This is a genomic window from Mesotoga infera (assembly GCF_900157305.1).
In the GTDB taxonomy this organism is placed as follows: domain Bacteria; phylum Thermotogota; class Thermotogae; order Petrotogales; family Kosmotogaceae; genus Mesotoga; species Mesotoga infera.
In genome coordinates this window covers 465,540-476,909 of sequence record NZ_LS974202.1, presented here as the reverse complement: position 1 = coordinate 476,909, position 11,370 = coordinate 465,540, and the positions used below count along the sequence as shown (strand labels likewise).

The window sequence follows — 11,370 nt, the reverse complement described above, 5'->3', positions numbered from 1 at the left end:
CCGATTTCCTCTTTATGCTCCCTAGCGACTATTTCGCCTTGCCCTGATTCGCCACGGCCTGCTGGGCTTTGGCGATCTCTTCGGGGTCGCCGAGGTAATAATGCTTTATCGGTTTCAGATCGTCGTCGAGTTCGTAAACGAGAGGGATTCCCGTAGGTATGTTCAAACCGACTATCTCGTCATCGGGAATGTTGTCCAGGTACTTGACCAGAGCCCTGAGGCTGTTTCCATGGGCCACTATCAGAACCTTCTTCCCGGATTTTATGTCGTTTGAGATTTCATTTTTCCACAGCGGCAGAAACCTCGCAACGGTATCCTTCAGACACTCGGTTTTTGGAAGCTGGTCGGCCGTGAGATTTCCATACCTCGGGTCGTGGCCCGGGAACCTCTCGTCGCTCTCTTCGAGCGCGGGCGGCTGTATGTCGTAGCTTCTCCTCCAGATCTTCACCTGTTCTTCCCCGTGTTTGGCGGCCGTTTCGGCCTTGTTCAGGCCCTGCAAGGCGCCGTAATGCCTCTCGTTGAGCCTCCAGTCCCTTATAACAGGTATCCACATCAGATCCATCTCGTCCAGAATATACCAGAGCGTTCTTATGGCCCTCTTCAAAACGGATGTATAGGCTAGATCGAACTTAAAGCCTTCAGCCTTCAAGATTTCGCCGGCCTTTTTCGCCTCTTCCTTTCCCTTCTCGGAAAGATCGACATCGGTCCAGCCGGTGAACCTGTTCTCCTTGTTCCAGGTGCTTTCCCCGTGTCTTACAACGACTAGCTTTGTCATAGCTATTCCTCCTTTCGACTTCTCAGGAATATTATAAACTATTACGGGAAGCCTGAATGAAACCGACCGTTACCGGCCGCTTACTCTCTATTCTCGCTCATCCATCTAGTGGCGAAATCCACGAGTTCTTTTTGCGGAATCAGAAGGCTGTCGGCGTAACCGACCTTTCCACGGTTCACCAGGTAGGGATATTCGCTTTCGAAGGCCTTGCCAATATCCTCGAAGTCGTCTGTGCTGAGTGAGATGTCGAAGAACTCTTTCCAAATCCTCTGGCCTTTTTCCACAATCGGAGCGCCATCTTTACAGACTTCCTTTGAAGGATACTCGGCCCTGTATTCGGCCAGATGAAGAGAACTGTTGTTAGAGTGGGTGACCCCGATCAGGAGTATGAAGGCCCTGAGCTCGTACATTCTTGCAAGCGGTGATCCTTCGCCCATACCGAAGTCCAGCTGGTGATCGTCCGTTATGTACAGAGCGTCCTTTCCCCTGGCAACGAACGAGACCTGCGGATGATTGCTCCTGACTACGGCCTTCATCTTTCTGAAAGTCTCCGGTATTTTGCCCATCCCTCTTGTAGGTGTCGCTGAGCGGTCGAACGGAGGCATGGTCTTTCGGATTATCCCATACCACGATTCCGGTACCGGAGGGTTCTGCCAGCTCGAAGGTTCGCTGAGATCGCCCGAATGTGCCGGCATGATGAGAGTTCCGTCAATACCGATTACTTCTTCGATTGCTCTTATAACGGCCACGGGACCACCGCAAACCCAGCCCATCTTACTGAGCGAAGAGTGAACCAGGAGTCTCATACCCTTTTTAATTCCAAGGTTCTCAAAATCCTTGCGGAGCGAAATAACGGTAACGGGTCCGAAACGGCTTCTTGAAACGGCATCAGCTTCGCTCAAAGTTTCTCTCCCACTTCACGATTTTTTTGAAAAGCCACGGCTGAATCTCCGGATAAGTCAGCCTGACCGGAAGACCTACCCGGAGCGCTATCTTCCCGATCTCACTCCCGGGGTGAAGCTCTCCAAGTTCGGTAACCTTAGCGTAAAAGAGCTTTCCTGAGGTTGCTGCTCCATTTTTCAAAACCGAGTATGAACAGATCTCGTAGAGTTCGAAAAACCGGGCCCCCGTCTCCTCCTGCAACTCTCTTTGTGCAGCCTCGAGGGGAGTTTCATCCTCTTCAATGTGACCCCCGGGTATCTCCCAGGTCCGGCGCAGCTTGTGCCTTACGAAAACCCACTTATCCAGGTAGCGTGTTCCTATAACCACGTAAGTGAGGATATATTCTAAATCTGTGTGGAATCTTATCTCCGGAGTGTGATCTTCCATAACCTCTCCCGCCGCTTTTAATCCTTCAAGGAAAATGATACCATTTGTGGCTCCCTGAATAAACAGCTTTATTCGAATTTCAAAATACATAAACTCTATCTTTCGCGAATATATGTATAATTCCTCTTGATAGTTCAAGTTCGTTGGATACGATTGACGTGAGCAGGAGTCGGCCGGAAGAATGAAAAATCGAAGAAGTATTATAGATATAGGAATATTAAGCGTCTCACTATACATTTCCTTTCAGATATTCGCGGATATTCTCTCGATAAAGATCACCACGCTTCCCTTCCTTCATCTGGCAATCGATGGAGGGACCGTTATCTATCCCTTCACCTTCACCCTCAGGGATTTCGTGCACAAGACGTGGGGAAAAGAGAGGTCGAGACAGGTCGTGATAACTGCCGGAATTCTCAACCTGCTCATGGCTGGGTTATTCTGGTTGATCGGCAAAATGCCGGCCGACCCCACCTGGAATCTTCAGGGAGCCTACGAAAGCATCTTGATGCCTTTCTGGAGAATAACGATCGCGAGCATGATAGCTGAAGTCTTCTCCGAACTCATAGACACGGAGGTTTTCGACAGGGTGTACCGGAAGTTCGGCGACATAAAGGCAGTCCTCTTTTCAAACGGCGTCGCTCTGGTCATAGACAGTTTCATCTTTTCGTTCATCGCCTTTGCCGGGGTTTTGCCGCTCGTTACCGTCCTATCTATCACTTTATCCAACATCATCGTCAAGATGGCGGTCACCCTTATCTCGCTCCCGACCATCAAACTAGTTCCAAGAAGAGACGAATACTTCAAAGGATAGACATATTGGAAGTCGATCATATCAGTATATATTCCCGGAGGTAGAGGCATGGAAATCATACAGGTTTCAAGAGAATTAGCTGTCAGGAGCATTCAGGAAGCGATAGTTGAAAAGGGATCGGTACTTGGAGGAGGAATACTGAAAGTTGATTCCTTTCTGAACCATCAGATAGATCCCCGGCTCATCAAAATGGCCGGCAATTTGATCTGTGATACCTTCAAGGACGCGGAGATAACCAAGGTGCTCACAGTGGAAAGCTCCGGCATCGCCCCGGCGCTGGCGACCGCCGAGTGCATGGGAGTCCCGCTGCTTTTTGCCAGGAAGAAGAAGCCCATAACCATGAAACGGTACATCACCGAAACCGCGCCCTCTCACACCAAAGGAGGAACCGTAGAGCTTAACGTTTCGCTCGAATTCCTTGGAGAGTCCGACAGGGTACTAATCGTGGATGACTTTCTCGCCAGTGGTCAGACCATTGCGGCTCTAGGAAGGCTCGTACAGAAGACCGGAGCGAAACTGTGCGGATTCGCGGCCGTCATAGAAAAGACTTTCGAAGAGGGCCGGAATCTACTGGAAGAGTTCGGCGTTCCGGTGCTTGGACTGGTCAGGATCTCTTCTCTGGAACCGTTGAGATTCGTAGATTGATAATCAGAAAACGGCCCTGAACTGTGCTCCAAAATTCCAGAAGGAAGTGCTGAGAGCCTCTACGCCGGAAAAGCCGTTAGTTGAAAGATTTCTTATCCCGGCCCGAACAAAATAGAAGGGACCGCTGAGATTCAGGCCGGCAAAGATATCCAGAAAACCGTTATCGGCCCCTATGCCGGCTTCGACTTCGATTATCAGGGAGACTATCTCGTTCATAGAAATACTGATAAGGGCCGACGGTCCGAAGGAGAAGTTAATCCATTTGTTCGTGTATTCCCTTGAACCATCTATAACCAGCTCTTTCATTTGCAGCGTGGCGTGCAACCCTATCTGGAGACAGAACCTTTCCAGGGGCGGAAGAAGATACCTGTATCTCAACCGGTAAGTGTCCTGAACGTATCTGGAAGTATATTCGGTCGGTCCTTCATCGCCGTCCTGTTCCAGACGACTTTCGATCGAAAATGGTGAGATCATTGCTTCTATCGAGTGTTCTTCAAAAAAGGTGTAACCGATAGTCGTCTGGAAAAAAGCGCGAAAGTTCGCCCGTTTTATTATTTCGACCCTCTCTCCGGTTTCTATGTTTTTAAGGTATCCGCTCCAGGGCATGGAGACGCCCGCATCGACCTGCAGCCCGACATTACCGGCCGCAACAGTTACAGCAGCCAGCAAAAGAGAGAGCCATAAAAACCTGAGAAACATGGCTAAGACGACCTCAAAAGCGATCTTTCTATCATCCAACCCGTCAAGGTTCTCACCTTCTCTATGGGTACCCCGTAATGAATTCCGGTGAGGAGCTCCACTGCTTCCCTGCTTCCGATAACCAGCGAACCGCCGACCATGAAATCGGCCATGCTGAGAAGTTCCGGTCCCACTTCGTTCTTCAATTCCTGTGGAACGATCTTCATCCACTCCAGCCCAAGCGAACTTTCAAAAGTTGGTTCGAGAGGTCTGGAAGAGGAAAGGCCGCACGCCTCGGCAAAATTGTCCCTGAGAACATCGCCCTCGTAATTGGATATGAGCAGATCGAGAAGCTCACCCGACCCCTCTCTACCGGCTATTCGCGTGAGTATTTCGTGGAGCTCTCCGATCATCTTTCCCTTCGCGGCCGCTGTTGCCAGCGGGTCTGGCGCTATGATATGTTCGAGCGTCTTCAGGACCGCTTTTCCAACCCACTCCAGTTCCACTCGGTCCATCATGGAGGGTGTGTCGAAGTCCGAATGGTAATACCTGTCTGGCAGATGACCAAGGAAAGGCGAAGGTACGCCGAGGGTGGTAAAGACACAGTGGTCGGAACCGGCCATGAAGGGTATCTCGCCGAAGCGTTTCAGGGGATATCCTCCATTTCTTGGCATCAGCTGATTTATGTAATACTCTAGAATCCGTCCCCACTTCTGCGGAAGGTACGGCGGAACCTTCGAAAGAATGAAGGTGGAACCTGTCTTATCCTGATCGGCGCCGACCATATCCAGGTTAACCGTGAAGAGCGGCAGCTTCTTCTCTCTCTTTAATTGAAGCGCGTATGGAACGCTTCCAAGATACTCGGGTACCAGGGCGATCCTGACGGGGAAGGGAAACTCGACCTGGTGGAGTATCCGTGCAAGCTCGACGGCCAGGGCCGCTCCACTGGCATTATCGTCGGCACCCGGCGACGGGTGGCACAGGTGCGCCGTTATGATTACGCCGGGGCCGTTTTCCACACCCGTGGCATCTATTTGAAGCACTTCGAGCTCGCCTTCAGTGAGCCTGACTTCCGATCGGAATCTCACAACAGCACCGCCCCTGGCTACGGCGTCGGCCAGAAGATCGTATTTCTCTTTGGTGATGGAGAAGGCGACCGCCTTTTTTTCGGCAGCCTCTCTGTCGTAAGGAATGGAAAGGTAGTTTGTCATCTCCGGAAGCTTTTCCAGGCTTCTGCCGATCTCTTCGAAAGACTTCCTCATGTAGTTGAATATTAGACAGCTCGCTCCCCCCTCGACGACGGCCTGCTGGAAGACCTTCACCGGATCGTCGCTGGCGAGGACGGCCTTGCTGGAGTAGTCTTTCTTTCCTTCGAACTGCACCAGACTCAGTTCCTTCCAACCCTCGCTCCCGGCGCTTCCGGAAACTAGCGCGACCTTCGATATGGAGGTGGATGTTATGAAAAACCGTTCTGGCCTTTCCAGCCACATCTCTCCGTAGATCGGTTCCCAGGCCAGAGTAGTGGCTACGTTGCCATTGACCGTTTTTCCGTCGGCAGAATAGGAGAAGACTTTGAATCTTCTGGACGGCATGCCGGATCTTTTCAGGTAATCGATTGCGGCCATCATCGAATCGTGGTAATCCTTGCTTCCTCGAACTCTATGAAAGCCCGATAGAAGTTCTATGAGGGATTTCACTTTTCTTCCATCCAGCTTCTCAACCATGTCTATCATCTCTCCTTTTAAGTTCGTCATTCACCCATAGGTCTGTCGTGTATCTATCTCTAGAGCAGAGGTTAGAGGTAACAGGTTAGAAAGTCAAGATCTTATCGCTCTTCGGACCTCTCACCTCTGTTTTGCCACGAGGAACCCGCTCTTTCCAAGGACGGAGATGCCGGATCGGAGTCCGGCATGACGGGAAGAAAGAAGGACTGTTATTCCGTGAATACCCCGTCCTGTCATCCCGTAGTGCACTTATACTGTCATCCCGTAATGCACCAATCCTGTCATCCCGGGCTCCGACCCGGGATCTCGCTCCTTACGCTTGAAAGAGCAGATTCTGAGTCAAGCTCAGAATGACGGGGAGGAGGAAGGATTGTCATCCCGTTAACGCCCCCATCCTGTCATCCCGTAGTGTTCCTATACGGGATCTCGTTCTTCTCGCTCTTTCGAAGGACGGGTCCATGTTCCGGGACGACTGACGAAGGACGGCTCCTAACGCTCTTCTCACCTCCCGCCTCTTACCTCTCACCTCCGGTTCGAAGAACGGAATCTGGACGCGCAGCGTCGGAACAAGGAACTGTTCTTTCGCTCTTTCCAAGGACGGGTCCATGCTCCTGGACGAAGGACCAAGGACGGCTCTTAACGCTCTTCCCGCTTCTGGTCTGCATCCGTGCCTTACTAGACACTGAGCTTTTCGGATTGTATGATGGCGCACTTTTCGATCGCAGAGAGCTTTATCTCCTGTTCATCGAACTTTTCGGCTATCTTCAAGTAATGGTCGTAAGCGGCTTTCCATATATCGCAACTTGCTTCCGAATCTGGATGATTCTGCGCCATCTTCTCAAGTGTCATCCCTTTAACCAGCCACAGAGTTATATCGCTTTCCTTCAACTTCATTCCCTCTTCGAAAACCCTCAAAGAGCCTTCGTAATCCTCGAGCTTGTCTCTCAGAAGGGCACCTAGCTTGCGAATGTACAGGATCTTCTCTTCCAGGTCTTGAGAGAGGTCGATTACACACCGGTACATCTTTGCCAGTCTCTTCCACTGAGAAATATCGGGAAGACCCTTTTTTGAAGCTCTCTCTATCACCACGGTCTCGCTCTTCAACGATTGGAGATCGACCCGCTTCAGCTTCCTGTCGAGGTAAAGTTCTTCTCTGGAGTCGTTTATCGAGTGGGCAGTTTCTATCATACGCTCGAGGAGCAAATCGACACTCTTGCATTCCATCTCCGGTGAAAGGAAAGCCTCCAATCGGTTGAGCAATTCTTCTTCTCTCTCTTCGAAAACGGTTGCGAGGTTATCGAATTTCTCGATTACGCTGTTCAATATGCCGCATCTGACCTCATGAGACGGCTCTATCTCGAAACGGCGTAGCGAAAAGTCTAGAAAGAACTCGAGATTTCCCAGTCTCTCTTCGGAAAATTCGGCAGCCCTGGCCAGTATTTGCCCGCCTCTGTCCGGCGAAATCTCTACAAGTTCGCCCACAAGACTGCGGTACTCCTCCGCAGTCTCCACAACAGAGACATCGTGCTCTCTGCCGTTTTCCGATAGCAGTCTTTCCATGATATCTATCGCGCGCAAACCGCAGGCGTGTTCTTTGGAAACATCGAAAAACCTCAACGAAAGTCGAAGAGCCAGCTTTCCGTCGATATTGTAAATCTCTTCCAGTAGATCGTTTTCCGATGTACGATCGAGATTTTTGCCCGACTCGAAGAGCCTCTCTTCTAGTTCCCGGAGATCTAATTCACTGTGCTTCTCTAGAATCGGACGAAGCTTTTTCAGAGTATCGACTTTCCGATCCTCTTTGAATTTGTCCAGCAACGCCGAGATCGCTCCGAATAGATCGCCCCTCTCTTCCTTCAACCAGACCAGTTCCTCAAGCAGAGAGCCACGCTGCAGGGGATCGGTGCTGCCGGCCAGCTCTCTTTCCTTTCTTCCGATCTCTCTTTCCAGTTTCCTCTCGACTCGTTTCTCTTTCCAGAACATCGTTTCCTCCTGGGTTCAATGGATTGGGTCTGCAGGTTTATTTTTGCTTCATCAGGAAAATGTTATCACAGAAAGCCCCTTAATTTAGCCTCTCAACAAGCCAAAATCCGGTATAGTTCTTCCGATGGCGAATCATTTGACCGTTGTCGATAGATCTACCAGAGGTGGATCACCGGAAATAAGTCGGGGATAATTATAGCCAAGCACCGCTCCGAACGCCGAGTACAGGGGTAAAGAGATCATCAGGACTATCCCGGAGGGGTTGAAATCGTTCGCGGGGAAGAAATTGGCTATCAATCCGTTCAGGGCGTAAGGAAGGGCCACACCGCCTATGCTTCCAGCTATTGAGAGCAATGCGCTTCCTTCCAGTCGGCCGGACGACCAGAAGAGGGTGGTGAGGGAGCTGCCGATCGGTGCGCCAACAATATAGCCGAGTATAAGACCAACGAGATCGCCCCAGCCGGTCGGATTGATCAGGCCACCCATTATCGTGCCGATGACGGCTCCCGAAACACTGCCGGCAAATCCGCCGAGAATAGCCGCGAATGTTTGTCGGGCCACCATTTCCGGACTGGCCACCAGCGTAGCGGTTACGATGAATATGAGTAGAACAGTTGCGAATCTTTTGAGAAACATCGCTGTCCTCCGGCCTGATGTTCCTTTTAGACGGCTATCGAAGTGAGGTCTTTACCCAACAGGAGATCGATGAGCGATTTGCTCCACTCGATCCTGTAACCCCATATAGTCTTCTGGAGATAATAAATCCTTGCACCGGAAAACTCGCTGAAAACACTGGAACCATTCGTCTCCGGTATGAATAAAAGACAATAGTTGTCGGGATCGTCTATAAGGTTATAGAAAGCCAGCAGAGTGTAATAATCGGGATTGTCCCGTGTGACGATAACACCGGTTAACCCTTCGATGAACCAGCTTCCCGATCTTCTGGCGTATTCCAGGTAGATTCTCCGCATCGCCGACCATTCCTTCTCGAAGTCCGCAACAATTCTTTTCATATCTCCCTCGAGATCGACTATGGCAGCTTCTCTAAGATCCGACAGCTCTCTAACACCAAGCCCGGCCTTCAAACCGGCCTCTTCCACTATTCGCATCTGGTGCGCGTACTCCACCAGCGCGCGTTCGTACTCTTCGAAAACCTGGCTGGGACTCTTGAAAAAATAAAAGCCCCATATATAAAGCATCACCAGAAATGCAGTAGCAACAATCAACAGAGAAAATCCAACTTTCAATGGCAAACACCACCAATCGAATCGCATACTCAAAGATATCACGTGCCCTAACAACATTATATCCCGTAAAGGACTTCGATAAAAAAACCCCGTTGTATAGTATCATATTGACTGAGAAGATTGAATGAAAGGAAAAAAGATGCTTGTTTCGCTGAGTAAAGTCGGACACGATTACGGTCAGGATTTTCTCTTCGACGATGTCTCGACTTCCATAGACAAAAAAGATAAGATCATACTCATAGGAAAAAACGGTTGCGGAAAGTCAACCCTCATGAAGATAATAGCCGGGGAGCTGAAACCCAGCGAGGGGGAGATTTTTCACTCCGCTTCGGTAAAAATCGGGTACCAGATACAGAACAGGATTCCAGACAGTGATATAACGCTCATCGACTACTATATGAGCGATAAATCCCTTTTGTTGCCAGACACCCAGGAGTACTACTCCTTCGAAAGGCGGGTCAGGAGTACGCTGGTGGGTCTGGAATTCTCCGAGGAGGACTGGAACAGAAAGTTGAAGACCTTCAGCGGAGGCGAGCTGACGAGAATATCTCTGGGAAAGCTTTTCCTCGTAGATTACGACCTTCTGCTCCTGGACGAACCTACCAACCATCTTGACCTTGAGTCAACCGAATGGCTGGTCGGGTTCCTGAAGAGCTACCAGGGTGCGCTGGTAGTCGTAACCCACGACAGGTACCTGATAAGGAAGGTCGGCAACAGGTTCTGGGAGCTGAACGGCGGTTCGATGTGGGACTTCCCGGGCGATTACGACAAGTATCTCTTCGATCGCGAGATACTCATGAAAAGCGGAACGAGAGCCAGAGAAAATCTGGAGAAGGAGATCGAAAGACTCGACGCAGTCGCCAAACGTTACAGGCTCTGGGGACAGGAGAAATTCATAAAGCAGGCCATCAACAAAGAGAAACAGCGCGATAGACTCATAGAACAGCTTGAATCTTTAGATCTACCCGACGAGGAGGTCCGGGCTCCCAGGTTCAGACTTCCCCAGCCCGACAGGACCGGTTATATAGTCCTCAAAGTTGAAGGGCTTTCCTTTGGATTCGAAGGCAAAGAGCTGTTCAGAAACGCAGGTCTGGAAGTCCACAGGCGCGAAAAGTTAGGCCTTCTCGGTCCAAACGGTAGCGGAAAAACCACTCTTCTGAAGATAATAACCCAGGATCTGGAAAAAACTTCCGGTGAGGTAGAGTGGGGCCACAACGTTCGATGGGGATACCTCTCGCAGCTCACCGAAGATCTAAACCTTGGCAACGATGTCCTGACGGAGATATGGCAGCTGATGCCGGGGCAGCCCGATTACGAGGTACGCAAATACATAGGACGGTTCGGTTTCCCGGGTGAAGACGTCTTTAAGCCCATCTCGTCTCTGAGTGGTGGAGAGAAGACGAAACTGGCGCTGGCGAAATTGATTCTCTCAAAGCCGAACGTTCTGGTGATGGACGAGCCGACGAACAACCTCGACATCTGGTCCATAGAGAGCCTGGAGGATGTTCTGAGGGAGTACGAAGGCTGTATAATACTGGTCTCGCACGATAGGGAATTCGTGCAGAACATCTGCGATCATTTCGTGATGATAGACAGGTTGAAATTCAAACCCGTGCGTTCGGTCCAGGAATACCTGAACCGTAACAGGACGGTCAGGGAAAGCAACGACAACGAAGCCTCAAGGCTCTCCTTCCAGGAGAAAAGAAAGCTCACCAACAGGCGGAAATCGCTTTCCGAAAGGTACGATCTTCTCCATAATGAAGAAGAGGAATTGTCGAGAAAGATAGAGCAAGCTCAGTTGAAAATGGGTTTGTACGTCACTAATTACGAGAAACTTCAGGAATTTCAGGCCATCATAGAGTCATCGGAAGAGAAGATACTGGCCTTGCTCGAAGAGAAAGAAAACCTCGAAAGAGAACTCGAGGAGCTTGACAACCTTCTGGGGGATTGAACCGTCCCTCGAAAAAGCGGAGAGAACCGTCCCGCGTCATGTTTCCCGGAGCATGGACCCACCCTTGGAGAGAGTGAAAGAGCAGTTCCTCGTTCCGACGCTCAGCGTCCGGGTCCCGTTCTTCGAACCGGAGGTGAGAGGTAAGAGGTGGGAGGTGAGAAGAGCGTTAGGAGCCGTCCTTTGTCAGTCGTCCCGGAACATGGCCCCGTCCTTCGAAAGAGCGAGAA

The 11,370-nt window shown here is 50.6% G+C and carries 11 protein-coding genes; 3 read left to right on the top strand and 8 right to left on the bottom strand.

Features of this window, described 5'->3' with window-relative positions; genetic code table 11:
- Nucleotides 1-28 precede the first annotated feature (28 nt).
- The 3 genes from gpmA to MESINF_RS02240 form a co-directional block, all read right to left on the bottom strand.
- Nucleotides 29-775 (bottom strand): 2,3-diphosphoglycerate-dependent phosphoglycerate mutase, encoded by a 747-nt coding sequence (gene gpmA / locus MESINF_RS02250; protein ID WP_169698340.1) that lies wholly within the window; start codon nucleotides 773-775, stop codon nucleotides 29-31.
- A gap of 80 nt (nucleotides 776-855) precedes the next feature.
- A complete protein-coding gene (locus MESINF_RS02245) occupies nucleotides 856-1,677 on the bottom strand; it encodes an aminoglycoside N(3)-acetyltransferase (RefSeq protein ID WP_169698339.1) in 822 nt (273 codons plus the stop codon).
- A complete protein-coding gene (locus tag MESINF_RS02240; RefSeq protein WP_197712697.1) occupies nucleotides 1,664-2,194 on the bottom strand; it encodes an NUDIX hydrolase in 531 nt (176 codons plus the stop codon). The genes MESINF_RS02245 and MESINF_RS02240 overlap by 14 nt, the downstream gene beginning before the upstream one ends.
- A 91-nt stretch (nucleotides 2,195-2,285) precedes the next feature.
- On the opposite strand from MESINF_RS02240, the gene MESINF_RS02235 reads away from it, so the two are divergent.
- Nucleotides 2,286-2,915, top strand: coding sequence for a queuosine precursor transporter (locus tag MESINF_RS02235; protein ID WP_169698338.1), 630 nt, complete (start codon nucleotides 2,286-2,288; stop codon nucleotides 2,913-2,915).
- Nucleotides 2,916-2,963: 48 nt separating this feature from the next.
- Nucleotides 2,964-3,560: a xanthine phosphoribosyltransferase gene (xpt, locus tag MESINF_RS02230; RefSeq protein WP_169698337.1), complete on the top strand. Its 597-nt coding sequence runs from the start codon at nucleotides 2,964-2,966 to the stop codon at nucleotides 3,558-3,560.
- A 3-nt stretch (nucleotides 3,561-3,563) separates the two neighbouring features.
- Here the strand turns inward: xpt and MESINF_RS02225 are convergent, their stop codons facing one another.
- The 5 genes from MESINF_RS02225 to MESINF_RS02205 all read right to left on the bottom strand — a co-directional run bounded on the left by MESINF_RS02225 (nucleotide 3,564) and on the right by MESINF_RS02205 (nucleotide 9,192).
- Nucleotides 3,564-4,259 (bottom strand): hypothetical protein, encoded by a 696-nt coding sequence (locus MESINF_RS02225; protein ID WP_169698336.1) that lies wholly within the window; start codon nucleotides 4,257-4,259, stop codon nucleotides 3,564-3,566.
- A gap of 2 nt (nucleotides 4,260-4,261) precedes the next feature.
- The gene (locus tag MESINF_RS02220) at nucleotides 4,262-5,971 is read right to left on the bottom strand and encodes a DUF4910 domain-containing protein (protein WP_231936809.1); all 1,710 of its coding nucleotides are present in this window, start codon (nucleotides 5,969-5,971) and stop codon (nucleotides 4,262-4,264) included.
- 666 nt (nucleotides 5,972-6,637) lie between these two features.
- Nucleotides 6,638-7,945, bottom strand: a complete 1,308-nt coding sequence (locus MESINF_RS02215; RefSeq protein WP_169698335.1) for a hypothetical protein — start codon at nucleotides 7,943-7,945, stop codon at nucleotides 6,638-6,640.
- Nucleotides 7,946-8,077: 132 nt separating this feature from the next.
- Complete coding sequence (locus MESINF_RS02210) at nucleotides 8,078-8,581, bottom strand: hypothetical protein (protein WP_169698334.1); 504 nt, start codon at nucleotides 8,579-8,581, stop codon at nucleotides 8,078-8,080.
- A 26-nt stretch (nucleotides 8,582-8,607) separates the two neighbouring features.
- Nucleotides 8,608-9,192: a hypothetical protein gene (locus MESINF_RS02205; protein WP_169698333.1), complete on the bottom strand. Its 585-nt coding sequence runs from the start codon at nucleotides 9,190-9,192 to the stop codon at nucleotides 8,608-8,610.
- 124 nt (nucleotides 9,193-9,316) lie between these two features.
- On the opposite strand from MESINF_RS02205, the gene abc-f reads away from it, so the two are divergent.
- A complete protein-coding gene (gene abc-f / locus MESINF_RS02200; protein WP_231936808.1) occupies nucleotides 9,317-11,143 on the top strand; it encodes a ribosomal protection-like ABC-F family protein in 1,827 nt (608 codons plus the stop codon).
- Nucleotides 11,144-11,370 lie beyond the last annotated feature (227 nt).

Bases quoted from the DNA above. Each gene is read 5' to 3' on its own strand.
- gpmA (WP_169698340.1), bottom strand. From the start codon at position 775: ATGACAAAGCTAGTCGTTGTAAGACACGGGGAAAGCACCTGGAACAAG.
- abc-f (WP_231936808.1), top strand. From the start codon at position 9,317: ATGAAAGGAAAAAAGATGCTTGTTTCGCTGAGTAAAGTCGGACACGAT.
- MESINF_RS02235 (WP_169698338.1), top strand. From the start codon at position 2,286: ATGAAAAATCGAAGAAGTATTATAGATATAGGAATATTAAGCGTCTCA.
- MESINF_RS02215 (WP_169698335.1), bottom strand. From the start codon at position 7,945: ATGTTCTGGAAAGAGAAACGAGTCGAGAGGAAACTGGAAAGAGAGATC.
- MESINF_RS02240 (WP_197712697.1), bottom strand. From the start codon at position 2,194: ATGTATTTTGAAATTCGAATAAAGCTGTTTATTCAGGGAGCCACAAAT.
- MESINF_RS02220 (WP_231936809.1), bottom strand. From the start codon at position 5,971: ATGATAGACATGGTTGAGAAGCTGGATGGAAGAAAAGTGAAATCCCTC.
- MESINF_RS02225 (WP_169698336.1), bottom strand. From the start codon at position 4,259: ATGTTTCTCAGGTTTTTATGGCTCTCTCTTTTGCTGGCTGCTGTAACT.
- xpt (WP_169698337.1), top strand. From the start codon at position 2,964: ATGGAAATCATACAGGTTTCAAGAGAATTAGCTGTCAGGAGCATTCAG.
- MESINF_RS02210 (WP_169698334.1), bottom strand. From the start codon at position 8,581: ATGTTTCTCAAAAGATTCGCAACTGTTCTACTCATATTCATCGTAACC.